Genomic DNA, 25,369 nt, shown 5'->3' on the forward strand with positions numbered 1-25,369 from the left:
GTTATGTTTTGATGGGACCCGATATGAATCCTAACTACAGGAACTTCGCGCTGTGGGCGATTATCGCCTTGCTTCTAATTGCGTTGTTCAACCTTTTCCAAAGTCCAAGCTCTCGTTCGGCGTCGAGCGATGTACCTTACTCGCAGTTCATCAGCGACGTGAACAGCGGCCGAGTAAAATCGGTGACGATCGCGGGCAACCGTATCACGGGTACCTATTCCGACAATGGCGCAAGCTTCCAGACCTATTCACCCGGGGATGCTGGTCTTGTCGGCCGCCTCGAAAGCAAGAGTGTTCAGATTGCCGCGCGGCCTGAATCCGATGGTTCTACATCGCTCGTTGGCATGCTGATTTCCTGGCTGCCGATGATCCTGATTCTCGGTGTGTGGATATTCTTCATGCGTCAGATGCAAGGGGGGTCACGCGGTGCCATGGGCTTTGGCAAGTCCAAAGCCAAGCTTCTCACCGAGGCGCATGGACGTGTGACGTTCCAGGACGTTGCCGGCGTCGATGAAGCCAAGGAAGATCTTGAGGAAATCGTCGAGTTCCTGCGCGATGCACAGAAATTCCAGCGGCTCGGCGGACGTATCCCGCGCGGGGTGCTGTTGGTTGGACCTCCCGGTACCGGTAAGACGCTGCTCGCACGTGCTATTGCTGGCGAAGCAAATGTGCCTTTTTTCACCATCTCCGGTTCGGACTTCGTCGAAATGTTCGTTGGCGTCGGCGCATCGCGTGTTCGCGACATGTTCGAACAGGCGAAGAAGAATGCGCCATGCATAATCTTCATCGATGAAATCGATGCGGTTGGCCGTCATCGTGGCGCCGGCCTTGGCGGTGGTAATGATGAACGCGAACAGACCCTCAACCAGTTGCTGGTGGAGATGGATGGTTTTGAGGCCAACGAGGGCGTGATCCTCATTGCTGCCACCAACCGGCCTGACGTGCTTGATCCTGCGCTCCTGCGCCCGGGCCGCTTCGACCGTCAGGTCGTCGTACCAAACCCGGATGTTACCGGTCGCGAAAAAATCCTAAAGGTGCATGCACGCAATGTACCGCTGGCACCGAATGTCGATCTGAAGGTTCTGGCTCGTGGTACCCCGGGCTTCTCCGGAGCCGACCTTATGAATCTTGTCAACGAGGCTGCCTTGATGGCGGCGCGCCGAAACAAGCGCCTTGTCACCATGCTCGAATTTGAAGACGCCAAAGACAAGATCATGATGGGTGCAGAGCGTCGCTCGACCGCCATGACCCAGGCGGAAAAGGAACTGACTGCCTATCATGAAGCGGGCCACGCCATTGTCGCGCTCAATGTCGAGGTGGCCGACCCGTTGCACAAGGCGACCATTATCCCGCGCGGCCGTGCCCTCGGCATGGTCATGCAATTGCCTGAAGGTGATCGCTACTCGATGAGCTACAAGTGGATGGTTTCCCGGCTGGCTATCATGATGGGTGGCCGTATTGCCGAGGAGCTGAAGTTCGGTAAGGAAAACATCACATCAGGTGCTTCCTCAGATATCGAGCAGGCAACCAAGCTTGCGCGCGCCATGGTTACGCGTTGGGGCTTCTCGGACAAGCTTGGCCAAGTCGCCTATGGCGAGAACCAGGAAGAAGTCTTCCTAGGGCATTCTGTTGCGCGCACGCAGAATGTTTCGGAAGAGACGGCACAATTGATCGATGCAGAAGTGCGTAAACTGATCGATGATGCCTATACCCATGCCCGCACGATCCTGACCAAGAAGAAGAAGGAATGGATCGCCATCGCAGAAGGGCTGCTTGAATATGAGACGCTCACAGGCGAAGAGATCAAGGCGCTGATGGCTGGCAAAAAGCCTGCTCGTGATCTCGGCGATGACACACCACCGTCACGCGGCTCGGCTGTCCCGAAGGCGGGTGCCAAGAAATCACGCAAGGGCGATGAACCAGACAAGGGCTTAGAGCCTCAGCCACAGTCCTGAATGGGGTACCCAACATATACAAACGGCCGGTGAAAACCGGCCGTTTGTACGAATTGTTCATTCATTTGCGTCAAGTATAATCCCCACACAAATTGTGAGATGCGAAATCGACGGTCTTCTGCAATAAGCGGAGATCGAGCACGAGCAAACGAGGGCTACTCTTGGCTATACGATAGAGCCAGAGTCCCCAAGCGTTGGATAATAAAAATGGTTCGCAAATATTTTGGGACAGATGGTATTCGCGGGCAGGCAAACGCCTATCCGATGACGCCCGATATCGCGATGAAGGTAGGCATGGCTGTAGGCCTTGCGTTCAAGCGCGGCCAACATCGCAACCGCGTCGTGATCGGAAAGGACACACGGCTTTCCGGCTATATGATCGAGACGGCGCTTGTGGCCGGGTTTACCTCGACAGGCATGGATGTATTTCTCCTTGGTCCGATTCCAACGCCGGCTGTCGCCATGCTCTGCAGGTCCTTGCGTGCCGACATTGGCGTCATGATTTCAGCGTCGCACAATCCTTACCATGACAATGGTATCAAACTGTTCGGCCCGGATGGCTTCAAACTCTCCGATGAGATCGAGCTCGAAATTGAGCGATTGATGGAAGAGAATTTGACAGATCGGCTGTCCAGTTTCGATGCGCTTGGTCGGGCGAAGCGTGTTGACGGCGATATCTATCGCTATATCGAATTCGCCAAGCGGACGATGCCAAAGAACATCTCGCTGGCGGGGTTGCGGATTGTTGTCGATTGCGCCAACGGAGCGGCATACAAGGTTGCGCCCGCAGCATTGTGGGAGCTTGGGGCTGACGTCGTTACCATCAATAACGAGCCCAATGGTACGAACATCAACGAAGATTGCGGCTCAACTCATCCGTTAGGCTTGATTAAGAAAGTGCATGAAGTCAGAGCCGATATCGGCATTGCGCTCGATGGCGATGCGGACCGCGTGCTGATAGTAGATGAGAATGGCGCCATCATCGACGGGGACCAGCTCATGGCCGTCATCGCCCAATCCTGGCAGGAGTCAAATCGCCTCGTCGGCGGCGGTGTCGTTGCGACAATCATGTCCAATCTCGGCTTTGAGCGCTTCCTGGTCGATCGTGGATTGACACTAGCACGCACGCAGGTTGGTGACCGATATGTAGTTGAGCACATGCGCAGCCATGGTTTCAATATTGGCGGCGAGCAGTCCGGCCATATCGTGCTGTCCGATTTTTCCACAACTGGCGATGGCCTGGTGTCGGCCCTACAGATTCTTGCGGTAGTCCAAGAACAGAACAGGCCGGTGAGCGAGGTTTGCCGTAAATTTGATCCTGTGCCGCAATTGTTGAAAAACGTTCGTACATCTGGCACGAAGCCGCTGGAAAACAAGAAGGTAAAGAGCGCCATTGATGAGGCTCGTGATCGCCTGGGCAATGCCGGTCGTCTTGTAATTCGGCCGTCCGGAACGGAACCTTTAATACGCGTCATGGCAGAAGGCGACGACCGCAAACTTGTCGAGACCGTCGTCAACGATATCATTTCGGTGATTTCTTCGGCCGCATAGAACAATACTACTACGTATTAATGCAAATGGGCCCGCTGGGCCCATTTTGTATTTTGCCAGCAAACAGCGTTGTTTCCGATTCATTAACGTTAATGGATATGGTGAAGAAACACGGTTAAGCGAGATTTAACTTTTCCCCCTCATATTGGTTTCTAACACCTTAGTAGCATTCGCTGCACTTCAATCATTGGGCTTCGTGAGGGAAACGAAAATGAGCACTTTCACCAAACATGCTGCTATGAGCGCAGCACTTCTGTGCCTGGGTGCTGTCCCGGCATATTCGGCCGACATACAGGATCCGCAGGTAGTGGAAGTCCAACAGTTTGGAGGATGGTACCTGCGCGGCGACATCGGGATGAGCAACCAGCAATTCGACGGCCTGGATTATATAGGCTTCGCGGATCCCGCTGTTCACGGTTGGCACGATGAGGGAGACTTTGACGCCGGCATAACCGGCCAGATAGGTGTTGGATATCAGTTTAACGATTGGTTTCGCGCAGATGTCACGGGCCAGTATCGTGGTAAGACCGAATTTAGCGCCTTGGACTTTTATGACACGGATGGCATTCCGGACAATGGCGATGAGGCAACGAACGAATACCACGCGAAGAAGTCAGAATGGTTGTTTTTGGCCAACGCCTATACCGATCTTGGTACTTACGCCGGCCTCACGCCTTACGTCGGTGCGGGTATTGGTGCATCGCGAAATACAATATCGAATTTTACCGATAACAACGCAATTACAGGGGGCGGCGGGTTTGCAGGTTCGGACTCCCAGTGGGAATTTGCATGGGCGCTGCACGCCGGTGTGGGCATCAAGGCGACTGACCGCATGACAATCGATCTCGGTTACAGCTACTTGGATCTTGGAGACGGACAGACAGCTAATGCATCCAACTTCATCCCCTCGCAAACGCGGCCCAACCCGGAACCGTTCAAATTCAAGGACATTACGTCGCATGACTTCAAGGTTGGTGTGCGCTACGCATTCTGATTGATTTTCCAATGGAAATTCGAGCGGCAGGAGGTTTCTCCTGCCGTCGCCCTTTTGTGTTTTCTTTAATGCCTATCCTTGCTCCGCACAATTTTGATGTCGCGCACAAACATATTTCTTGACTGCCAACGACATTTCTCCTAGTTCCCGGAGTGGGCCACCTCTCCCCAACGAGAGGCGAGCTATCTGTAAGGATAGGAGAAAACATGACGACGACGCTATCAAAGCCGGCGCAGCGCCCGGCCAATCCTAATTTTTCATCAGGTCCCTGTGCAAAACGTCCCGGATGGTCGCTCGACGCGCTTTCCGGTGCCTCGCTTGGTCGCTCCCATCGCGCCAAGGTCGGCAAGACCAAGCTGAAACAGGCGATCGATCTCACTCGCGAAATTCTGGAGGTTCCTGCCGGTTATCGCATCGGTATCGTGCCGGCTTCCGATACTGGCGCTGTCGAAATGGCACTCTGGTCGCTGCTCGGCGAGCGTGGCGTCGATATGGTCGCGTGGGAGAGCTTCGGCTCCGGCTGGGTAACGGATGTTGTTAAGCAGCTTAAACTTGGCGACGCCCGCACCATCGAAGCGAGCTACGGCGAATTACCTGACCTTTCCAAAGTCGATTTCGACCGCGACGTGGTCTTCACGTGGAACGGCACGACCTCCGGCGTCCGGGTGCCGAATGGTGATTTCATTCCCGCTGATCGCAAAGGACTCACCATTTGCGATGCGACGTCCGCGGCTTTTGCGCAGCGACTAAATTTTGACAAGCTCGACGTTGTGACGTTCTCCTGGCAAAAAGTGCTTGGTGGCGAAGGTGCGCATGGCATGTTGATCCTTAGCCCCCGCGCGGTTGAACGGCTGCTCACTTACAAGCCCGCGTGGCCTTTGCCTAAGATCTTCCGGCTCACCTCGGGCGGCAAGCTGATCGAAGGCATCTTCGCTGGCGAGACAATCAATACGCCCTCGATGCTATGCGTTGAAGATTACCTCGATGCATTGACCTGGGCGAACTCCATCGGTGGGCTTGACGGACTGGTGGGCCGTGCGGACCAAAATTTTGCTGTTCTAGATGCTTTTGTCGAGCGGACGCCATGGATTGCCAATCTCGCGAGGGTTCCGGCAACGCGATCCAACACCTCCGTCTGCCTAACGATCGTCGATCCGGATATTATCGCGCTTGATGCAGAGGCCCAGGCAAATTTCGCCAAGAACCTTGTTGCGCTCCTGGAGAAGGAGGGCGTCGCCTATGACGTCGGCGCTTATCGCGATGCGCCGTCGGGCCTACGCATCTGGGCGGGCGCCACTGTCGAGGCAGCTGATCTAGAAGCGTTAACGCTTTGGCTCGACTGGGCTTTTCAGTCGCAAAAAGCCGCTCTGAAACAGGCAGCCTAGGTCCGGGCTACGGCGGCTGCAGCATCGCGGCCGCTGTCAATCGCATCATTCCGATTCACGCTACTCATTGAAAGATGGAGGCCATCATGGCACCACGTGTACTCGTATCCGATAAACTGTCCCCGACAGCAGTCCAAATCTTCAAGGACCGCGGTATCGAAGTCGACTATCTTCCAGACCTCGGTCCGGATAAGGAAAAACTGCTCGAAGTGATCGGCCAGTACGATGGCCTTGCTATCCGCTCTGCGACCAAGGTCACCGAGAAGTTGATTGCTGCTGCAAAAAATCTGAAGGTTGTCGGACGCGCAGGCATTGGTGTTGACAATGTCGATATTCCAGCCGCCTCACGGCGCGGCATTATCGTAATGAACACACCGTTCGGTAACTCCATAACGACGGCCGAGCATGCCGTTGCCTTGATGTTTGCAGTCGCGCGCGAATTGCCCGAGGCCGATGCGTCCACGCGCGCAGGCAAATGGGAGAAGAACCGCTTTATGGGTATCGAGATCACGGGCAAGACGCTTGGGATCATCGGTTGCGGTAATATAGGGTCCATCGTCGCCACACGTGGTGTCGGCCTCAAAATGCATGTGATTGCCTTCGATCCCTTCCTTTCGGAAGGCCGTGCCGAAGAGCTGGGCGTTGAGAAAGTCGAACTAGATGAGTTGCTGGCGCGCGCCGATTTCATAACCTTGCATACGCCGATGACCGACAAGACACGTGGCATCATCAATGCAGAGAATATCGCAAAGATGAAGGATGGCGTGCGCATCATCAATTGCGCCCGCGGCGGCCTCATCGTCGAGAAGGACCTCATTGCCGCATTGAAGTCCGGCAAGGTGGCCGGCGCTGGCATTGATGTATTTGAGGTGGAACCCGCTACCGAGAATGAGTTGTTCCATCTGCCTAACGTTGTCTGCACGCCGCATCTTGGCGCGTCTACCAGCGAAGCACAGGAAAATGTCGCGTTACAAGTGGCGGAGCAGATGTCGGACTATCTGATCAAGGGCGCCGTCTCGAACGCGATCAATATGCCATCCATCACTGCAGAGGAAGCCCCGCGATTGAAGCCATTCGTCAAGCTTGCAGAGGTGCTCGGCGCGTTTGTTGGCCAGGTCACGGAAGATCCCATTCAGGAAGTGGAGGTTCTGTTCGATGGCTCCACGGCTGCAATGAATACGCGTGCGCTGGTAAGCGCTGCTCTGGCCGGCCTTATCCGTCCTCAGGTGGCTGATGTGAACATGGTTTCGGCGCCGGTCATGGTGAAGGAGCGTGGTATCGTTCTTTCCGAGGTAAGGCGCGATAAATCCGGCGTATTTGATGGTTATATAAAGCTCACCGTGAAGACTGCATCGTTGACGCGATCAATTGCCGGCACCTGTTTCTCGGATGGCAAGCCACGTTTCATCCAGATCAAGGGTATCAATCTCGATGCCGAGGTCGGTCAGCATATGCTCTACACAACCAATAATGATACGCCGGGAATGATTGGCTTGCTCGGTACTATCTGCGGCAACAACAATGTCAATATTGCGAACTTCTCGCTTGGTCGTGACAATCCCGGTGGAAACGCAATCGCCATGCTCTATCTTGACGAACGGATTCCGGACCATGTTCTGGAGGAATTGCGCGTTAACAAGGCGATCGTTTCAGCAAAACCGTTGGAATTCGACATCGGTTGATCATACGGACGCCCGGCTATGAAGTCCGTCGAAAATGTACCGTACTGGCGTTTGATGGAAGCAAGCGATCTTGCTTCTGTCAGCGCGGTTGCGGCTGAGGTCCATCCCCATTTTCCGGAAGATGACGCGGTTTTTTTCAATCGTTTTTCATTGCATGGGCAAGGTGCATATGTTTTTGAGAACGGGGCAACCACTCTTGGTTATGCGATCACTCACCCGTGGAAAAGCTTTGACATTCCGCCTCTGAATACGGTGCTCATGGCTTTGCCGGATTGGGCAGACAATTATTATATCCACGATATAGCGTTGGTGAATGCGGCGCGCGGCATTGGCGCTGCAAGTGAAATCGTACAAAAGGTGATCGACCATGCCAGACGGCTCGGCTGCCAAACGATCTCGCTCGTTGCAGTCAATGGATCATCGATTTTCTGGCATAGACATGGATTTGAGGCGATTGATCGACCGGAACTAGTTGAAAAGCTTGCAACCTATTCTGATGACGCCTGTTTCATGCTGCGCCAGCTTCGCTAGTACCGGCATGCTTGCGTCCGCTGAGTTCGGCTATCCAGATTCCGCCCAGCACGAGGACCAGCGCTACGCCGTGATAGATTTGGAAGTCCTCGCCCAGCAATGCAACTGCGAGCAATGTTCCAAAAATCGGAACTGCATTGATGAATAAGCCCGCGCGGTTTGCGCCGATATATTCGACGCCTTTGATGAAAAGTACCTGTGCCGCGAGCGAAGGAAAAACGGCTGTATAAAGGACAACCATTGTTCCTGTTGGGTCGGGCGGGGTCATCGTCCCATTCTGCCATTCCCAAATCGTGAACGGAATGGCCGTAACAAAAGCAAAAAAGGTCATTACCGTCATGAGGCTTTGCCAATTGATGCTTGGTCTAAAGCGTAGCGCGACGGTGTAGCCACTATAGAGAAGTACCGCGAGAAGCATCAGCGCGTCGCCAAAATTGACGTCGAGGCTAGCCAAACGCGCGAAACTTCCATGGCCGGCTGTCAAGGCGACTCCAATAAGTGAAAGGCTAAACCCAAGAATCTGTCCTGGTTGTACACGTGTGCCAAACAGCATTAAATTTGCCACGAATATTACCATCGGTATGCCGGCTTGCTCGATCGTGACGTTGATTGCCGAGGTGAAATTTAGTGCGCTGTAGAGAGCCATGTTGAAAAATGTGAAGCCGAAAGTGCCTAGTGCGGCTAGCATGGGTAGATTTGGTCGCAACTGTTCCCAGTCTCGCCGAACCTGCTTCAAACTGAAAGCGCTAATAAAAACGAAGGCAAGCAGCCAACGCAACAGCGTCAGAAGCATTGGAGAAATATGACCAACAGCGAATTTGCCCGCAACAGCATTACCGCCCCATAACAGGGCGGTCGTCAAAAGAAAAACGTAAGCCGTGCGGTTCATAGATCTGTCGCCTACAATTGATCATCCCGCATGAATCACCGAGACGACAGGTTTAATCGCGCGATAAAGCCAAATTGGTCGGTTGGCAATCGAAAGAATTGTCGCGCTTTTATGAACCAGCCTGTATAGAAGCACCGCATTTAGCGCATAACCCCAAACGAGAATCGGTTTTTCGAAGAATTGTGCGCCATTAAGGTGTTGTTGCTGCATCCGAGAGGTAGTCGAGCATAAGCACTACGAGATTGTGACTTGAGGAGTTTTGGATGGCAAATGTTGTTGTGATCGGTTCCCAGTGGGGTGATGAGGGCAAGGGTAAGATTGTCGATTGGCTTTCAGAACGTGCTGATGTCATTGTTCGCTTTCAGGGCGGTCACAATGCAGGGCATACGCTGGTGGTTGATGGCGTGACCTATAAATTGTCGCTCCTGCCATCGGGCGTCGTGCGCCAGGGCAAGCTTTCAGTTATTGGTAATGGCGTTGTATTCGATCCACACGCATTCATCGCGGAAAAGAAGAAACTTGAAGCGCAGGGCGTTGTTATTACACCCGAAACGCTGAAGATTGCCGAAAACACGACGCTAATTCTTTCGATTCACGGCGAGCTCGATCGCAGACGCGAAGCTTCCAATTCGGGTACGAAGATCGGAACGACAGGCCGCGGCATCGGACCGGCCTATGAAGACAAGGTGGGCCGCCGCGCGATCCACGTCCTCGATCTTGCTGATCCGGACACGCTGCCTGCCAAGATTGAACGTTTGCTTGCGCATCACAATCCTCTAAGACGCGGTCTCGGCATAGAGGAAGTCGACGGCGCAAGATTGCTTGCTGAACTCAATGAAGCCGCACCACATATCTTGCCATTTATGGATAGGGTTTGGTACGTGCTTGACCAGAAGAAACGAGCCGGTGAACGTATCCTCTTTGAAGGCGCGCAGGGGACCCTCCTTGATATCGACCACGGCACCTACCCATTCGTGACCTCATCGAACACGGTTGCGGGACAGGCGTCAGCCGGGTCCGGGATTGGGCCAGGATCACTGCACTATGTTCTTGGTATCACCAAGGCTTATACGACGCGCGTTGGCGAGGGTCCTTTCCCGACGGAACAACAGAATGAAGTCGGACAATTTCTTGGCGAACGCGGCCATGAATTTGGGACTGTTACGGGGCGCAAGCGCCGCTGCGGTTGGTTCGATGCTGTTCTGGTCCGCCAAGCTGTTGCCAATAACGGCATCAGCGGTATCGCTTTGACCAAGCTTGACGTGTTGGATGGGCTCGATGAGATCAAGGTCTGTACCGGGTACGAGCTCGATGGTGAAGTCATTGATTATCTTCCGGCTGGTCAAGGCCAGCAGGCGAGGGTTACGCCGATCTACGAGACTCTGGAAGGTTGGAAAGGGACCACGGCCGGCGCCCGCAGTTGGAGCGAACTTCCGGCGCAGGCGATCAAGTATGTGCGTTATGTAGAAGAGTTGATCGGTGCGCCCATCGCGCTTCTGTCCACCAGCCCTGAACGCGACGATACGATACTTGTTACTGACCCGTTTCATGATTAGAGTCAGGAGCGCGTCCTGGAGATAATCTCACAACAAAACCATGGGTTTGGGTGAATGGCAGATTTCGTTGCGGTATTGAGAAAGACAATTGACGGGCTGGCGGACCCAACGCCGGCGCTACGGCAACGTGTATATGCGAAAGCTCGGGCAACGATTGAGCAGAAGCTTGTAACACTGAATGCGCCGGAGGCCGTGGCCACACGTCAGATAAAGGCACTTGAAGACGCCATTGTCGAGGTCGAGTCCGATTTTGCACCTGCAGTTGAGGATATCATACCCGAACCCGCTCCGGTTTCGCCGCCTCCACCCATTCCAACACCAGTATCAGTACCGGCATCCGCACCTTCGGCGCCCGCTGCTTCGACCAAATCTGCGGCGCCTTCCTTTGCCAAGGTCGAGACTCAGCCGGATGCACTAGAAGACTTTCTGTCAAGCCACGATGCGGGCGGGTCAGCACGTGACAAGAAAGACAATCATGATGGCTTTACCCTAACCAGGCCTGTGGATTCAGGACGCGGTCCTGAGGAACAGGATGACGATCTGAGCACAGCCACCGAGGATCGCTCTTCAGGTGATTATGGTGTCTATACGCGGGGCCCCCTTAAACGGCCGTCGCAACGACGTTCGTTGGTGCCTCTGCTTGGTATAGCAGCTTTGCTACTCATCATTGCTGGCGCCGGTTATGCGGGCTGGAACTATCGCGACCGAATTGCTCAGGAGGCGACTGCCTTAAAAACCTACCTGGCCAACCTGACTAACAGGGAAACGACGCCGGCCAAGACCGCGACGAACGAGCCAACGACTCCAGCATCGCCCGCCAAGCCGGCTCAGACCACGCCTGGCCCATCACCCAAGCCCGAGACCGCGGAGCCAAAGGCTGAACCAAAGCTTACTCAACGTCTCCTCCCGGACGGTCAGGAGATTAATCCTGGCCCTGCGAATGACACTCCTTCACTGGGAGAGGGCACTTCTGTGGCCGCGTCGACGCCGGATCAGCCGGCACAGCCGCCTCAAGCGCAAGGTCAGCAGCAAGCCGCTGGCCAAACACAGCCACCTGCGGCTCTGCCTATCGGCCAGAAAGCCTTCTTCTATGAAGAGCGCTCCGGGCAGGATGCAGGAACTGCCGATGCTGGCGGTGTAGTCTGGTCCGTTGTTCAAGAATCGCCAGGTAATGACCTTCCACCCGAGCCTGCCATCAAGGCCGATGTAACTATTCCCGACCGGGGCATTAATTTGCGCATGATCATACGGCGCAATGGGGATAAGTCACTTCCGGCCAGCCATTTGGTCGAGATGATCTTTACTGTGCCGGAGGGCTTTCCAGGGGGATCGATAGATAACGTCTCACGCATGACCTTCAAGGACACTGAACAAGCTCCGGGAAGCCCGCTTGTCGCCATTCCGGCCAAGATCGCCGATAATTTTTTCATCATTGCCATGAACGACGCAAAGACAGCTGTCGACACCAACATGTCACTGATACGGCGCCAGTCGTGGATCGACATACCCATCGCTTATAAGACGGGTAGGCGGGCCCTGATCACACTTGAGAAGGGTTTACCTGGCGAGAAAGCGTTTGATGAGGTTTTAAAGTCCTGGGCCGCGAAGGCGGGAGGCTAGGCAGACAATAAAAAGGCCGCTGATGCGGCCTTTTTTGGATCCAGAAAACCGATGGTTCAGCGCGCGTCAGAGCCCGTCGAAACGAGTGCCTTTTGCTGTCTGACAGCTGCTGCCTTAACGGCGTCCTGCACTTTTTCAAATGCGCGAACTTCGATCTGGCGAACACGTTCGCGGCTGATGCCGAACTCCGTTGAAAGATCCTCCAGGGTTACAGGATCATCGGCAAGGCGCCGTGCCTGAAAGATGCGACGTTCGCGGTCATTGAGTGACGACATCGCCCCCGTGAGCATCTCACGGCGATTTTCCAACTCGTCCTGCTCGATCAGCATCGTTTCAGCGCTATCATGGTCATCGACAAGCCAATCCTGCCAATCACCACCGGCTTCACCATCGGAAGAACGAATTGGCGCATTCAACGACGCGTCGCCAGACAGGCGGCGGTTCATCGAAACCACCTCTTCTTCAGAAACACTGAGACGTGTCGCAATCTCCTTGACCTGTTCAGGATTGAGATCGCCATCATCGAGCGCCTGAATTTTGCTCTTCACCTTACGAAGGTTGAAGAAAAGACGCTTCTGGTTTGCGGTCGTGCCCATTTTGACAAGGCTCCACGAACGCAGGACATATTCCTGTATCGAAGCTTTGATCCACCACATTGCATATGTCGCAAGACGGAAGCCGCGCTCCGGTTCGAAGCGTTTTACGGCCTGCATCAAACCTACGTTTCCTTCGGATATAACTTCGCCGATCGGCAGACCATAGCCACGATAACCCATCGCAATTTTGGCAACGAGACGTAAATGGCTTGTGACAAGCTTGTGCGCCGCTTTCGGATCGGCATGCTCTAGATACCGCTTGGCGAGCATATACTCTTCCTGCGGTTCGAGCATTGGAAAGCGACGAATTTCTTCTAGGTAACGGGTTAATCCACCGTCACCACCTAAGATACTTGGAAGATTTTGGGCCACTGAGCACCCCTCCTCATTTTGGAATAGACCCCCATTATCGGCAGGTCCGCATTGACCGCCCACCCAATAGCTTGGCGCGGACAGATTAGCGCTATCAATATATAGGTATCATTTTGTCAAAAACACGGTGCATTAAGCAGCGAAACAATCCGTCACATAAATGTGAACAATAAGGTCAGGTTTTGTCCTCGTTTAGTGAACTCCGAACCTCGCCAAAGGTTCCGCCGTGCTGACTATATCACGTCCTTTCCCGAAAAGCCTTGATCAATTCGGCCATGTCCTGTGGTACCGGTGCTTCAAACCGCAGGAGTTCGCAGGTCGACGGGTGTTCGAAAGCAAGGAGCCTGGCATGCAGTGCCTGCCGGGTGAACCCCTTAACGATGCTTTGCAAGGGTTCGTCGAGCTTGTTGGCCTTGGTTTTGTAAGAACTGCCATACTCCAGATCGCCTACTAGCGGATGGCCCGTATGAGCCATGTGGACACGGATCTGATGCGTTCTGCCTGTCTCCAGGCGGCACTCCACGAGCGATGCAAGCGCAGTTGCATCCTCCTTGGCGGCATAACGCTCCTTAACCTCGAAATGCGTAACCGCATGGCGGGCGTCCTCGCGTTCTGCATGGACAACAGCTTGCTTGGTGCGATCTCGATGTGATCTGCCAAGCGGCGCATCGATCGTGCCAGTTGTTCGATCAGGTGTTCCCCATACGATGGCGAGATATGCGCGTTCCAGATCATTTGTACGTCCGTGATCAGCGAATTGAGCGCTGAGATGACGATGAGCGAGATCGTTCTTGGCGACGACCATGATGCCGCTGGTTTCCTTGTCGAGGCGATGTACGATGCCGGGCCGCCTGACGCCGCCGATGCCAGACAGTGTATCGCCGCAATGGTGGATCAACGCATTGACCAAGGTACCTGTCCAATTGCCATTTCCGGGATGGACCACAAGGCCGGCAGGTTTGTTGATAACGATGAGGTCTGCGTCCTCGTAGAGGATGTCGAGTGCGATATCTTCGCCCTTGGGAGCCGCATCTTCAGGCGCGGGAATCTCGATTGTAATGCGAAGGCCCTCGCGCAACTTGTGTTTGGTCTCGCGGATTGGTTTACCGTCAATGCTCACCTGGCCTCCGCTGATGAGCGATTGGATGCGATTGCGCGAAAGATCTGGCGTCAGCTGCGCCGAAAGCCAGGCGTCCAGTCTCTTGCCGCTTGAATCAGTATCAGTAATTAGCTCTTTCAAAACCTCGGTCCCTTCGTTACAGGAGGCTTGGTTTGAAACCTCGGAGAACACTATATATGGCCAACATCAACCCGGACCTTGATGGGGACGAACAGCCCCTTGATCCGGCAATGGAACGGGTCCGGCGCAAGATGATCCGGCTATTGGCTGTTTCCATCGGTATTATGGTGATCGGTCTTATGGCGGTGCTGGCGGCCATTGTCTACAAGATTAGCCAGCCGGTTCCTGAAGTGGTTACGGCGGTTCGTTCCGAGGTTCCTGGACAACCACTCGGTGCGGCGCTGAGCGGTGAGGCTATAACGCTCGATCCAGGGACGCGGATACTTTCCCACAATCTCGCGAACAATACTCTTTCTTTGGAAACGAGATTGGCCGACGGAACCCGGCAAATCCTTCTCTATGATATTGCAACCAAACGCGTGGTGGCACGAATTTCGGAAGCCGCTGGCAATTGATTGGGCGAGGGGTGAGTTGAAAGTCGATGAGAAATCATTATTGCACTTTGCCGTACGCTTGATTATACCCCTCACAGCTACCTGCGACGCGCCCATCGTCTAGCGGTCAGGACGGCGCCCTCTCACGGCGCAAACAGGGGTTCGATTCCCCTTGGGCGTACCAGTATATCCGCATATCATCACGTTTATGCGCGAGGATGTTCAAACCGCATTGTGAAAGGCTGCGCTTTATGAGGTTGCCTCGGTTTGAAATCCTGACCAAGGTCCGGCGGTCTGTGATTTACAGGATTTTGCGACCCCGTGCCCCCACGCATCCGGTTGAATTCACGGGACCAGTCGTGGTTGTAGGGTCGGCACCGGTTTCGACGATCCCCGCCGGCTTCGGCACACAGTTTCATGTGATCACGGTCAACGGTTCGCAAAGCATTTTGTACAAGTGGGGAGTTGACGTCCCCGACGCGACTTTCATGCAGTTCAATCAGGTTGAGGGGCAAACGACCAACGCTTTGCACGTTCGCAAGGTGCTTGATGGAAAACGTACGCGGCTCCTTTACGTCGTACGCTGGCCTAAAAGCTTGGACCTGCTTAAACAAGGGCTCGCGGCGTTCAACTATTCTTATGACCATGTAAAGATGATCAACCGCTTCAAGCGCATGGCGATGTATGAGGCTGTCATGGGGGGCCTCAATGTCGAAATCGACGATAACATGAAGTTCTCAAATGGGATTACGGCCGTCTTTTATGCCATTCTGAGCGGAGCCAAGGTTGTAATCATCAGTGGGATCAATCCCGATTCGTCGGGACACGTTTACAACGATGCCAATCTGAAACGTTTGCACGCAGGTGCCGACAAGCAGATATTACGGGTGCTTATTGATCGAGGATATTCACTTTACACTGCTGATCACGAAGTTGCTAAGAACTCCGGCCTCCCACTATGGACAGATGAGGCTTTCGGCAAATTCAATGCGTTAAATGCAGACGCATCGCTTGGTGCTTAGCGGTATAAACCGCGTGTCATGAAAGTCAGCGCGGTTTATTACTGCAAATCCGGACTATCGGAGATTCAAATAGTTTTCCAATTCGGATCGACCGCGCTGGCGGCCGCGCGCCACTCGTCGGCGTAGTCCACATTTTGCCAATCCTTGAACCAAGGTCCGCCGTTGGTGAAGTGGACGGCGTTTGGATAACCGTTCGCCGGCTTTTCGTTCCAGCCTTCCAGCCAGTTCCATTCAACCGGAACCTCGCCAATTTCGTCGTCTTGCGCCCATTGCATCCGGTGCAGATAAGCACCACTCTCCCGATTGATAAGTTCCGGTGTGAGTTGGCGCGTCGACGGGTGATCGCAATTGAATAGCATGAACGATGACCAGTTTTTGCGCGGATAGCTGGTTTGGACTTTGCCGTCCATCTTCGTGCCTTCCTTCGGCGTGTAGTCATGCTTGACGCACACTACCGCTTTCGTTTCATCCCGGTATTCGAGCAGCTTTGCCACATCGCCGAAAAACAGAAAGTCACAATCGCAGAATAGTGCCCAACCCTTATAGTTGGCGAGCCAAGGCGTGAAGAAACGTGAATAGGTGAACTCGGTCGAGGCAAGAGGGTCGATGTCACGCGTATACGCGCCTTTTTCCACAAGCTCTTCCAACTTGATCGGAATTACGCGAACGGGGATGGTCGCATGTTTCAATACAGTGCTCTTGGCGACCTCATAGGCAATCGGTTCGCGTGAGTCCCATCCCACGTATATATCAAGTTCATTCTGCATAATGCCTCGCTTTATATTCTGAAAGTCAGGGTAGGGTTTTAAACCAAATGCAAAAAAGGAAAACCCCTCATTGCCGCCAAATTGCGGCGCACATTTCGACTTTCGCGTCAGTAATGCCGGGCGCCGGCGCTCACCGGACTGCACTTGACCTTCCACACGCGCAAGTTTAATCGGTCGGCCTCCTAGGGTCACACTCACCAAAGAACTGACTCTCGTTCAAGGCGGAACCACCTGTTGAAACGACACCAATCTTTCTTGTTTCCAAGACCGGAAATTCCCTTTCCATACCGTCCTGACAGTCCAGCCTCGTTCCCGAGCAGCCGAAGCCAGTCATTGCTCACGCGTTGGCGCAACTTCAATGTAAAGAAGCGTCATGACCCGGTTCAAATATTGTCTCTAAGGAAAGAAGACACTCGGCCACTTGGGCCGAAAGATATACCACTCATCTTTTTGACGCATAACAGCATTCAGTTTCTACCGTCGTTCCTCGCCCACTACCGCAAATTGGGAATAACGCGATTTTTGTGCGTGGATGACCAGTCGACTGATGGCACGCGAGAAAAACTGCTCGACGAAAATGATGTTGATCTCTTTGGTTCGAATATCCGGTATCGCCAGGCAAACGGCGGCAATCTTTGGCGTGAGGCTCTGGTCCGGATTTATGGGACCAAGCGCTGGTACATGAATGTCGATTGCGACGAGTATTTTATTTATGACGAGTGTGAGACGAGAAAGCTGCCGGAGCTGATTGCAGGGTTGCAAGCAAGGGGAGTGCTGCATTGCCCGGCACCGATGATCGATTGCTATCCGTCGGCCTCGCTCAAGTCGGCGGTGTTCGATGGCTCCTCGAATGCCATGCCTTGGGAGATCGCCAACACCTTCGACCGGCAAGGGTATCGACTGTTCCGCACCAGCTCAGCCATGTCGATGATGGGAGGCCCCAGAGACAGGTTGCTGCATGATCCCGAGAACTACGATGAATTGATGAAATACCCGTTGCTCTACGTGGAATATGATATCGCGTTTACCATCAGCATCCACAAGCCATGGCCATTTCATCGCAACTTTTCTCCCATCTACGGCTCACTCCTGCATTTCAAATTCTTCAGTGAAACGGAAGATTTCGTCAAAAAGGCGATAGAAGGCGGACAATACTTCAAGGGTTCTCGCGCTTACAAGACGATGCTGGAGGCTATCACGGCTGGCCGACTCGACAACCTTACTTCGGATGTCTCCGTAAAGTTCGAAAATTCGAAGCAGCTCTCCGGTCTTGGCTTCTTTAAGAGCGTTTTTTAGACTTCACGCGCTGGCTGTTCGGGTTTTCTTCTTCTTCACTTGAGCCATTCGAGGTTTTGTTTCGAGCCCACTCTTGTAGAGATTGTTTCGGTCGAGAACCTTGACGTCGCGCTCGCCGCATAGGGCCATCGTAATATCGAGCTCCTTGCGGATGATCTCCAATGCCTCGGTGACACCTTTTTTTCCGCCGGCACCCAGACCATAAAGAAAGGCTCGACCGATATATGTGCCCTTGGCTCCGATGGCGAGCGCCTTCAACACATCCTGTCCAGATCGGATACCGCCGTCGAAGTGCACTTCAATCTTGTCGCCAACGGCGTCTACGATATCTGCAAGAACCGATATGGACGACGGCGCTCCATCAAGCTGGCGGCCACCATGATTGGATACGATGATCGCATCGGCACCAGTCGCCGCCGCCATCTTCGCATCTTCGACATCGAGAATGCCTTTGATGATAAGTCTGCCGCCCCACCGTTCTTTTATCCAGGTGACATCGCTCCAGGAAAGGCGCGGATCGAACTGTTCGGCAGTCCAGACTGACAGGGATGACAAATCGCCCACGCCTTTCGCGTGGCCGACAATATTGCCGAATGTACGGCGATTGGTCCTAAGCATCTCCATACACCATTGTGGACGAGTGGCCATTTGCCAGATGTGTTTCGGTGTAAATTTCGGGGGCGCAGAAAGACCGTTACGCAAATCCTTGTGGCGCTGACCCAGAATCTGCAAATCAAGTGTCAGAACCAGGGCCGAACACTTGGCAGCTTTGGCGCGGTCGATCAAATTATAGATGAAGTCGCGGTCGCGCATTACATAGAGCTGGAACCAGAAAGGCTTGGTTGTAACCGATGCGACGTCCTCGATTGAACAGATACTCATTGTTGAGAGCGTGAACGGAACGCCGAATTCTTCGGCCGCCTGGGCCGCTAGCATCTCGCCATTTGCATGCTGCATACCAGTCAAGCCGGTTGGTGCGAGAGCGACAGGCATGGAAACTTTCTGGCCGACCATGGTGCTTTCCAGGGTACGGTCCGTCATGTCGACCGCAACACGCTGGCGCAACTGGATCTTGCGGAAATCCTCTTCGTTCGCGCGATAGGTGCTTTCCGTCCATGCACCGGAATCGGCGTAGTCGAAGAACATTTTTGGTACGCGCCGCTTGGCGATTTCTTTCAGATCGGCAATTTCAACTGTCTTTATCATGTTCCGTCCCGCAGCAATGGTGCGATGGTTTTCACACCAATGCATCCAAAAAGGCAAGCGCCAACTCAAGAAATGACCACAGATAAAGGCATGCTTCATAAGCAAATTGTTTGTCTTTGCATCTGGAGTGTAGCTATTGTCTTAATTCGGTCTGGAAGCACTCGACAGGATGCAATTTGATGGAAAAACAACCTCTCCTCTTGCTTGGCCCTCTCATGCCCTACCTAACGGAGGAGTTGGAGAAGCGATACGCAGTTGAAAAGCTCTATGAAGAAAAAGACGCTCTGGGCTTTCTGCAGCAAAATGCAGAACGCTTTCGCGCGGCGGTCACGAGTACGTTTACTGGCCTGAAGGCGGATATGATCGATTTGCTGCCTGCACTCGAGATCGTTTCTTCGTTCGGTGTCGGCACGGATTCGCTCGATATTGCGTATGCGGAGACCAAGGGGATAAAGATCACCAACACGCCGGACGTTTTAAACGAAGACACCGCAAATATGGCGATCACGCTTCTGTTGGCGGCTACCCGCGACATCATTGCAAATGATCGTTTCGTTCGGGAAGGACGTTGGGCAAAAGGGGAAACACCACCCTTGGCGATGGGGATCGAAGGCAAAAAGATCGGACTGGTTGGGCTGGGCCGGATTGGCAGTGTCATCGCAAGAAAATTGACTGCTTTTGGTTGCGATGTCGTCTACCACACGCGCAACAAAAGACACGACGTCTCATACCAGCATTACAGCGATTTGATCGAAATGGCGCGCAGGTGTTCTGCCTTGATCGCAATTTTGCCAGGCGGGAATGCAACGAAAGGCGTCATTTCGCGCGAGGTCCTGCAGGCTCTTGGCTCCGAGGGGACCTTTGTCAATATCGCACGCGGCACCGTCGTCGACGAAACCGCCCTGGTCGAGCTTTTGCAGTCGGGAGAACTTGGACGCGCCGGCCTCGACGTGTTCGTGGACGAACCGAACGTTCCCGAAGCCCTGTTTGCACTGAATAATGTGGTGCTGCAGCCGCATATGGGCAGTGCCACGGTCGAAACGCGCAAGGCGATGGCCGACCGTGTCGTTTCCAATCTGGATAACTACTTTTCAGTCAGGTGAAGCCGCAGGCAACTATCCGAATACAACCGTCTTGTGACCGTTGAGCATGACGCGCGATTCGAGATGTTTCTTGACTGCCCGCGCCAGCACGCGGCTTTCGATGTCGCGGCCAGTGGCAACGAAATCTTCCGCACTCATAGCGTGGGTAACGCGTTCGGTCTCCTGTTCGATGATGGGACCCTCATCGAGGTCAGGCGTTACATAATGGGCTGTCGCGCCAATAAGCTTCACGCCGCGTTCGAAAGCTTGGTGATAGGGTTTGGCACCCTTGAAGCTAGGCAGGAACGAATGGTGGATATTGATGACTTTGCCGAACAACCGTTTCGACAAATTGTCTGACAGGACCTGCATGTAGCGGGCCAGGACTACAAGGTCAGCGCCGGTGTCCTTGACGATCTTGAGCAGGGCCTCTTCCTGCTCGATCTTGTTGTCCTTGGAGACCGGCAGGACGTGGTAGGGAATACTTTCATGTTCGGCAAAGCGGCGGCTGTCCTCATGGTTGGAGACGATCGCAGCAACATCAGCGTCCAGCCAGCCAACCTTGATCTGGTAGAACAGATGCAGTAGCGCATGGTCGAACTTGGATACCATGATGATGATCTTCGGCTTTTTCGATTGGTCAACAAGGGTGGTCTTCATGTCGAAGCGCTGAATGGCGGGTTTCAAAGCCCGTTCGACATCATCTTTGGTTGTGCCTTCGGCCGCCGTGAAAGCGATACGCATGAAGAAGCGATTTGTCTGTCTGTCCCAGAACTGATTGCTCTCGGCAATATTCGCGTCCATGCCGGCAAGCTCCGTCGTTACCGACGCAACGATACCCGGTCGATCTTCACAGGAAAGGGTAAGGACATAATTTTTGTCTGGCATGATAACTCCGGGTGCAGGCGATCTGATCTTGGAAGATCATAGTGAGCAGCGTCGAAAGGCGTCGATACAAAAGCGAAGCGCTCAGTCCTTTTTCCGGCATGGACTTTCTGTTCAACCTTCGGGTTTGGTTCCATACCAGCGGGGCGTATAGACCCATTTGCCGCCGTCCCTGCGTTCAAAACTGCGCGTGAGCGACGATCCAACAATGATCACCGTTCGCATGTCCACCTGATCGGGGGTTAGCTCGGCAAGCGTGATCACACGCAAGGTTTCCGCAGGACGGCCGATATCTCGACCAAGGACGATAGGGGTATCAACATTCCGGTACTTGCGCAGAATATCGATGGCGCGTGGCAATTGCCAGGGACGATGCTTTGAGATTGGATTGTAGAATGCCATTGCAAGGTCTGCTTCGGCCGCCAATGAGATGCGTTTTTCGATGATCTCCCAGGGCTTCAGATTGTCGGAAAGCGAAAGAACACAGAAATCATGACCGAGTGGTGCTCCACTGCGACTGGCTGCTGCCAGTGCGGCGGAAACTCCAGGCAGGATTTCCAGCTTCACAAGGTGCCAGGAGACGTCCTCAGATTCATGCAATGCCTCGACCACTGCAGCAGCCATGGCGAAAACACCGGGATCACCGGAAGAAACCATCACGACGGACCGGCCCTTTGCGGCAAGCTCGAAAGCGTGCCGCGCGCGCTGCATTTCCTCGCGATTGTCGGTCATATGCAGGGTCTGGTCTGAGCGGAAAGGTCCCGCCATGCGGACGTAGGTCTCATAGCCAAGCACATCGTCGGCGTCGTTCAATTCCCGTTTGACCGCCGCAATCATGAAATCGGGGTTCCCTGGTCCGAGACCGACCACTGCAAGCCGCCCGCGCTTATGGCCGGCAAGGGTAGATTCCGAGGAAGACAAGCTCGCGAAATCCGTAGGCTTGCGTTGAAAGACCAGATCGCCTTTCTGGGGAGCAACATCCGAAGACGTAACCAGAATGCGCAGTTCCGCATCGTCATCCAGCGGAAGCCTAGCGTCTTGCAGCCAAGGCGCGTCCCCCTCGATTCTCACAGTTTTGCCCCCAAGCAAATCGGCAATGAATGTCTTGGAATCCTCGGGATTTTTTAATTCGAAGCCCGGCGGAGGATTGAGCAGACAAGTGCCGAAGCGGAGCTCGCCTGATGTCGTTATTGCGGGTGAGACCTCGAGAATGGCTGCAATCTGCCGGGCAAGAACGTTCACGCCTGTAGTGCCACCTAAGAGGGGAACAACGGAACTGCCATCATCGGCTGCCGCCAGAACGGGCGGTTCGGCTCCCTTGTCACCAAGAACCGGGGCGAGGGAGCGGATAGTAATGCCGGCGGCGCAGAGAGCGATGACTGCATGACCGTTCTGATAGAGCTGTCGGACTGTTTCGCCGAAGTTCGTGTAGGAAATATCGGCGCCTTCGACGCGGACTTCCAACCCATAGATAGTCACTCCCGGCATGCTCGCTTTGATTCGCGATGCCGTTTCCATGCCGAGCGCCGACAGGGCCACTATGGCTATTGGATATATCATTCGGCGCTACCCGCCCATTTCTCTCCCGGAACGAGAATCAATGAGAAATAGGGTGAGGATTCGGGATCGACTTCCGCCAATGGAATGATGCGTTGTGCCTCCATCGTTGCCCGTTCGACATAAAGCGCCCGATCGAGCAGGCCAAGATCGTCGATTACACCACGTACTTTCGCGAGGTTTTTACCAAGCTTCATGATCGCCGCGGCTTCGGTGGCGGCGAGCCGGGTCTTCAAATCTTGTGCAGAAAGGACACCGGAGAGAACGGTAAGCGTCTGATTCCGATAGACCAGAGGTGCACCAAGCACGGCGGCTCCGCCCAGGACGGAACAGACACCTGGCACGACTTCGGTTTCGTAGTCTTCAGCCAGTCTGTCGTGGATATACATGAAGGAGCCGTAGAAGAATGGATCCCCCTCGGCGATCACCGCGACATCAGTTCCCGCGTCGAGATGCGTACGCAAAAGCGTCGTTATCTCGCCGTAGAAATCACTGACGATAGCGTCGTAGTTCATATGCGCGGGTAGTATTTCCGTTGTGACTGGATAAATCAGCGGGACGAGGAGTTGCCTCTCAGCAAGATAGCGCTCGACGATGGTTAAAGCGTTACCCTTCTTGCCTTTGGCTGCATGATAAGCGACCACTGGGGCAGCTTGAAGCAGACGTAACGCCTTCAATGTAATGAGTTCAGGATCGCCGGGACCAACGCCCAGTCCAAAAAGCCGCCCGGGCTTCGGCATTATTCTTTCTCCGACGCGAGAGCATTGATCGCTGCGGCAGCCATGGCACTGCCGCCGCGGCGGCCATGTACGACGACATAGGGAATTCCGCGGCTGTCCTCGGCAAGCGCCGCCTTGGATTCCATCGCGCCGACAAAGCCGACCGGAAAGCCGAGAATCAGCGCCGGTTTTGCAGCGCCTTCGTCGATCATTTCAAGTAATCGGAAGAGGGCGGTGGGCGCATTACCGAAGGCAACAACCGCACCTGCCAAGTAGGGGTGCCATAATTCCAACGCTGCGGCGGATCGGGTGTTGCCCATGTCGAGTGCCAATTTGGCGACCGAGGGGTCTCCTAGCATGCACATTACCTGATTTCCGGCTGGCAGACGTGACCGCGTGACACCCTCCGCAACCATACGTGCGTCGCACAAGATAGGCGCGCCGCTCAGCAATGCGTTGCGGCCAGCCGTTGCAGCACCCTCGGAAAACGCCAGATCCTGTATCACGTCGACCATGCCGCAAGCATGGGCGACGCGCACGGCCAGCTTTTCCAGATCGGCCGGAATGCCCTTCAAATCGGCTTCGGAACGAATGATGGCGAACGAGCGATCATAGATCGCCTGACCATCGCGGATATAGTCAAGCATATATTGGCCCCCCAGAGCCGGAATTCTCACCGATCAATTCGGCAGCTTCGTCGATAGTGACATTGGCAGCCAATAGCTTGCCAAAACGCGACGGTCCATTGGTCGCGCACAGAAAGATGTCGTAACGTCCAGCCGCAGTTGCCACGAGAGTTATGGGTTTTGCCGAGGGCGACGCACAGGATTTGCTGCAGCCGCTCATATGGATTTGCGGAACTGCCGGACTACCCCGCAAAAGTGACGCGAGCTTCAGCCCGTCTGACTGGGTGGCTGCCAGTGCCGAACCGCATCCCGCCGACCCCGAACAGCTGATCATCGTCGCTAGAGTCATTTTAGGATTGGTGCCAAGTCGGAGTGCTTCGAGCGCAGCGAGCGTAGCTTTTGCATCGCCAACTGAAATTTGCGGCAAGAGAACGCTTTGCCACGGTGTCATGCGCAATTTTCCGTTGCCATACTTGTCAGCAAGTTCCGCAAGCGATTGCAAAAGGTCAGGATCAAGGCGGCCAAGTGGAGGCATGGCGCCCACGAAACAGCGTGAGCTGTCCACATCGAGCGAGAGCCCAAGATGACCATTTTCACGGGCAGGGGATCTGCGCCAATTTGCAATCTGCTCACTTCGCAGCGGAACCCCGATGCGCGGTTCGAGCTGTTCTACGAGGTATTCCGTACCCATCTGGCTTATCATATGTCGAAGGCGCGAAGCTTCCGGGTGTGCACGGCACCATTCGATGAAGATATCGAGAATGCCAGTGATGAGCGTAAATGCTTGCCCGGTTGCGACGCTACCAAGAGCAGGCTGAGCATCGGTTTGTGTGGGTGGCACACCTGCAACGCCGAAGGCGAACCGCGGCGCAGTACTTTCCAGATCGATAGGACTGAGCCAAAGATCATGGGGGTGATCCACCATTGCAACGCTTTCGCCTCCATCGATGAAAATGGAAAACTTGGGCGAAAGAGTCTGGTAGAGCAGATTCGTCTGCACGATTGTCAGCACGCGCAACGCGAGAGGCCGCACGTCCGGCATCGTCTGGTTAAATCCTGCAAACGGGCTGATCATGACATTGCGAACGTCATCGCCTCGATCGCTCAATGGTCCGAGCCCTGATTCCAGCAAAGCCGAGATTAACGATTCTTCCATTTCCGGCCGCACACCGCGAATTTGCAGATTGGCACGATTGGTGATTTCGATCGTACCGTTGCCGCACCGCTGTGCCGCATCCGCGACCGAGCGCGCCTGAACTGCGCTCAGATCGCCAAAGGTCAGTTTTAAACGGCAGATACCGCCGTCAAGGGCCTTTGCCATGCGGAACAAACCCGGGCAGGCAGAGCGTCGCGCCTCGACGGTTGATCGCTGGATAGTGGTTGTCAGATGGCTCATGGCGTTGT

General features: G+C 54.4%; 22 protein-coding genes and 1 tRNA gene. 13 read left to right on the top strand and 10 right to left on the bottom strand.

Annotated elements, in window-relative coordinates; all coding sequences use genetic code 11:
• Positions 1-23 precede the first annotated feature (23 nt).
• The 6 genes from ftsH (at position 24) to PHA01_RS15940 (ending at position 8,098) form a co-directional block, all read left to right on the top strand.
• A complete protein-coding gene (gene ftsH / locus PHA01_RS15915) occupies positions 24-1,955 on the top strand; it encodes an ATP-dependent zinc metalloprotease FtsH (RefSeq protein WP_271897097.1) in 1,932 nt (643 codons plus the stop codon).
• 207 nt (positions 1,956-2,162) lie between these two features.
• Entirely contained in the window at positions 2,163-3,506 is a 1,344-nt protein-coding gene (glmM, locus tag PHA01_RS15920; protein WP_271897126.1) for a phosphoglucosamine mutase, read from the top strand.
• A 211-nt stretch (positions 3,507-3,717) separates the two neighbouring features.
• Positions 3,718-4,500 (top strand): outer membrane protein, encoded by a 783-nt coding sequence (locus PHA01_RS15925; RefSeq protein WP_271897128.1) that lies wholly within the window; start codon positions 3,718-3,720, stop codon positions 4,498-4,500.
• Between the two features lie 206 nt (positions 4,501-4,706).
• On the top strand, positions 4,707-5,885 hold the full coding sequence (locus PHA01_RS15930) for a phosphoserine transaminase (protein ID WP_271897130.1): 1,179 nt from the start codon (positions 4,707-4,709) through the stop codon (positions 5,883-5,885).
• Positions 5,886-5,971: 86 nt separating this feature from the next.
• Positions 5,972-7,567: a phosphoglycerate dehydrogenase gene (gene serA, locus PHA01_RS15935; protein ID WP_271897132.1), complete on the top strand. Its 1,596-nt coding sequence runs from the start codon at positions 5,972-5,974 to the stop codon at positions 7,565-7,567.
• Positions 7,568-7,585: 18 nt separating this feature from the next.
• Positions 7,586-8,098, top strand: a complete 513-nt coding sequence (locus PHA01_RS15940; RefSeq protein ID WP_271897134.1) for a GNAT family N-acetyltransferase — start codon at positions 7,586-7,588, stop codon at positions 8,096-8,098.
• On the opposite strand, the gene PHA01_RS15945 is transcribed toward PHA01_RS15940, so the two are convergent.
• Positions 8,076-8,987, bottom strand: a complete 912-nt coding sequence (locus PHA01_RS15945; protein ID WP_271897136.1) for a DMT family transporter — start codon at positions 8,985-8,987, stop codon at positions 8,076-8,078. The genes PHA01_RS15940 and PHA01_RS15945 overlap by 23 nt on opposite strands.
• Before the next feature lie 263 nt (positions 8,988-9,250).
• On the opposite strand from PHA01_RS15945, the gene PHA01_RS15950 reads away from it, so the two are divergent.
• A complete protein-coding gene (locus PHA01_RS15950; RefSeq protein WP_271897138.1) occupies positions 9,251-10,543 on the top strand; it encodes an adenylosuccinate synthase in 1,293 nt (430 codons plus the stop codon).
• Positions 10,544-10,597: 54 nt separating this feature from the next.
• The gene (locus tag PHA01_RS15955) at positions 10,598-12,163 is read left to right on the top strand and encodes a transcriptional regulator (protein WP_271897140.1); all 1,566 of its coding nucleotides are present in this window, start codon (positions 10,598-10,600) and stop codon (positions 12,161-12,163) included.
• 56 nt (positions 12,164-12,219) lie between these two features.
• Here the strand turns inward: PHA01_RS15955 and rpoH are convergent, their stop codons facing one another.
• Both rpoH and PHA01_RS15965 read right to left on the bottom strand, forming a co-directional pair.
• Positions 12,220-13,131: an RNA polymerase sigma factor RpoH gene (rpoH, locus tag PHA01_RS15960; protein ID WP_112523703.1), complete on the bottom strand. Its 912-nt coding sequence runs from the start codon at positions 13,129-13,131 to the stop codon at positions 12,220-12,222.
• Positions 13,132-13,369: 238 nt separating this feature from the next.
• Entirely contained in the window at positions 13,370-14,371 is a 1,002-nt protein-coding gene (locus tag PHA01_RS15965) for an RluA family pseudouridine synthase (RefSeq protein ID WP_271897143.1), read from the bottom strand.
• Positions 14,372-14,427: 56 nt separating this feature from the next.
• Between PHA01_RS15965 and PHA01_RS15970 the strand changes: the two genes are divergently transcribed.
• The 3 genes from PHA01_RS15970 (at position 14,428) to PHA01_RS15980 (ending at position 15,827) form a co-directional block, all read left to right on the top strand.
• Positions 14,428-14,826: a fimbrial protein gene (locus PHA01_RS15970; protein ID WP_271897145.1), complete on the top strand. Its 399-nt coding sequence runs from the start codon at positions 14,428-14,430 to the stop codon at positions 14,824-14,826.
• Between the two features lie 88 nt (positions 14,827-14,914).
• A tRNA-Glu gene (locus PHA01_RS15975) sits at positions 14,915-14,989 on the top strand.
• Positions 14,990-15,224: 235 nt separating this feature from the next.
• Entirely contained in the window at positions 15,225-15,827 is a 603-nt protein-coding gene (locus tag PHA01_RS15980; protein ID WP_271897148.1) for a membrane-anchored protein, read from the top strand.
• A gap of 65 nt (positions 15,828-15,892) precedes the next feature.
• Here the strand turns inward: PHA01_RS15980 and PHA01_RS15985 are convergent, their stop codons facing one another.
• Positions 15,893-16,594 carry a glycosyltransferase gene (locus PHA01_RS15985; RefSeq protein ID WP_271897150.1) on the bottom strand — a complete coding sequence of 234 codons (702 nt, stop codon included), beginning with the start codon at positions 16,592-16,594 and terminating at the stop codon, positions 15,893-15,895.
• 450 nt (positions 16,595-17,044) lie between these two features.
• Between PHA01_RS15985 and PHA01_RS15990 the strand changes: the two genes are divergently transcribed.
• On the top strand, positions 17,045-17,890 hold the full coding sequence (locus tag PHA01_RS15990) for a glycosyltransferase family 2 protein (RefSeq protein ID WP_271897152.1): 846 nt from the start codon (positions 17,045-17,047) through the stop codon (positions 17,888-17,890).
• Positions 17,891-17,893: 3 nt separating this feature from the next.
• On the opposite strand, the gene PHA01_RS15995 is transcribed toward PHA01_RS15990, so the two are convergent.
• Positions 17,894-19,096, bottom strand: coding sequence for an alpha-hydroxy acid oxidase (locus PHA01_RS15995; RefSeq protein ID WP_271897153.1), 1,203 nt, complete (start codon positions 19,094-19,096; stop codon positions 17,894-17,896).
• A gap of 179 nt (positions 19,097-19,275) precedes the next feature.
• Here PHA01_RS15995 and PHA01_RS16000 point away from each other — a divergent pair, with 179 nt between their 5' ends.
• Positions 19,276-20,199, top strand: coding sequence for a 2-hydroxyacid dehydrogenase (locus tag PHA01_RS16000; protein ID WP_271897155.1), 924 nt, complete (start codon positions 19,276-19,278; stop codon positions 20,197-20,199).
• A gap of 12 nt (positions 20,200-20,211) precedes the next feature.
• Here PHA01_RS16000 and purU read toward each other — a convergent pair whose 3' ends face one another.
• From purU to cobG, 5 genes are all read right to left on the bottom strand, one after another.
• Positions 20,212-21,066, bottom strand: a complete 855-nt coding sequence (gene purU / locus PHA01_RS16005; RefSeq protein ID WP_209999356.1) for a formyltetrahydrofolate deformylase — start codon at positions 21,064-21,066, stop codon at positions 20,212-20,214.
• Between the two features lie 111 nt (positions 21,067-21,177).
• Entirely contained in the window at positions 21,178-22,623 is a 1,446-nt protein-coding gene (gene cobJ, locus PHA01_RS16010) for a precorrin-3B C(17)-methyltransferase (RefSeq protein ID WP_417020974.1), read from the bottom strand.
• Complete coding sequence (locus tag PHA01_RS16015; RefSeq protein ID WP_271897158.1) at positions 22,620-23,360, bottom strand: precorrin-2 C(20)-methyltransferase; 741 nt, start codon at positions 23,358-23,360, stop codon at positions 22,620-22,622. Before PHA01_RS16015 ends, cobJ begins: the two co-directional genes overlap by 4 nt.
• Complete coding sequence (locus PHA01_RS16020; protein WP_271897160.1) at positions 23,360-23,986, bottom strand: precorrin-8X methylmutase; 627 nt, start codon at positions 23,984-23,986, stop codon at positions 23,360-23,362. The genes PHA01_RS16015 and PHA01_RS16020 overlap by 1 nt, the downstream gene beginning before the upstream one ends.
• The gene (cobG, locus tag PHA01_RS16025; protein WP_271897162.1) at positions 23,979-25,361 is read right to left on the bottom strand and encodes a precorrin-3B synthase; all 1,383 of its coding nucleotides are present in this window, start codon (positions 25,359-25,361) and stop codon (positions 23,979-23,981) included. The genes PHA01_RS16020 and cobG overlap by 8 nt, the downstream gene beginning before the upstream one ends.
• Positions 25,362-25,369 lie beyond the last annotated feature (8 nt).

It is taken from the genome of Candidatus Phyllobacterium onerii (genome assembly GCF_028331445.1).
GTDB classification, from domain to species: domain Bacteria; phylum Pseudomonadota; class Alphaproteobacteria; order Rhizobiales; family Rhizobiaceae; genus Phyllobacterium; species Phyllobacterium onerii.

What these genes read in the sequence shown, in the direction of transcription:
- ftsH (WP_271897097.1), top strand. Translation starts at nt 24, where the DNA reads ATGAATCCTAACTACAGGAACTTCGCGCTGTGGGCGATTATCGCCTTG.
- glmM (WP_271897126.1), top strand. Translation starts at nt 2,163, where the DNA reads ATGGTTCGCAAATATTTTGGGACAGATGGTATTCGCGGGCAGGCAAAC.
- PHA01_RS15925 (WP_271897128.1), top strand. Translation starts at nt 3,718, where the DNA reads ATGAGCACTTTCACCAAACATGCTGCTATGAGCGCAGCACTTCTGTGC.
- PHA01_RS15930 (WP_271897130.1), top strand. Translation starts at nt 4,707, where the DNA reads ATGACGACGACGCTATCAAAGCCGGCGCAGCGCCCGGCCAATCCTAAT.
- serA (WP_271897132.1), top strand. Translation starts at nt 5,972, where the DNA reads ATGGCACCACGTGTACTCGTATCCGATAAACTGTCCCCGACAGCAGTC.
- PHA01_RS15940 (WP_271897134.1), top strand. Translation starts at nt 7,586, where the DNA reads ATGAAGTCCGTCGAAAATGTACCGTACTGGCGTTTGATGGAAGCAAGC.
- PHA01_RS15945 (WP_271897136.1), bottom strand. Translation starts at nt 8,987, where the DNA reads ATGAACCGCACGGCTTACGTTTTTCTTTTGACGACCGCCCTGTTATGG.
- PHA01_RS15950 (WP_271897138.1), top strand. Translation starts at nt 9,251, where the DNA reads ATGGCAAATGTTGTTGTGATCGGTTCCCAGTGGGGTGATGAGGGCAAG.
- PHA01_RS15955 (WP_271897140.1), top strand. Translation starts at nt 10,598, where the DNA reads ATGGCAGATTTCGTTGCGGTATTGAGAAAGACAATTGACGGGCTGGCG.
- PHA01_RS15970 (WP_271897145.1), top strand. Translation starts at nt 14,428, where the DNA reads ATGGCCAACATCAACCCGGACCTTGATGGGGACGAACAGCCCCTTGAT.
- PHA01_RS15985 (WP_271897150.1), bottom strand. Translation starts at nt 16,594, where the DNA reads ATGCAGAATGAACTTGATATATACGTGGGATGGGACTCACGCGAACCG.
- PHA01_RS15995 (WP_271897153.1), bottom strand. Translation starts at nt 19,096, where the DNA reads ATGATAAAGACAGTTGAAATTGCCGATCTGAAAGAAATCGCCAAGCGG.
- PHA01_RS16000 (WP_271897155.1), top strand. Translation starts at nt 19,276, where the DNA reads ATGGAAAAACAACCTCTCCTCTTGCTTGGCCCTCTCATGCCCTACCTA.
- purU (WP_209999356.1), bottom strand. Translation starts at nt 21,066, where the DNA reads ATGCCAGACAAAAATTATGTCCTTACCCTTTCCTGTGAAGATCGACCG.
- cobJ (WP_417020974.1), bottom strand. Translation starts at nt 22,623, where the DNA reads ATGATATATCCAATAGCCATAGTGGCCCTGTCGGCGCTCGGCATGGAA.
- PHA01_RS16015 (WP_271897158.1), bottom strand. Translation starts at nt 23,360, where the DNA reads ATGCCGAAGCCCGGGCGGCTTTTTGGACTGGGCGTTGGTCCCGGCGAT.
- PHA01_RS16020 (WP_271897160.1), bottom strand. Translation starts at nt 23,986, where the DNA reads ATGCTTGACTATATCCGCGATGGTCAGGCGATCTATGATCGCTCGTTC.
- cobG (WP_271897162.1), bottom strand. Translation starts at nt 25,361, where the DNA reads ATGAGCCATCTGACAACCACTATCCAGCGATCAACCGTCGAGGCGCGA.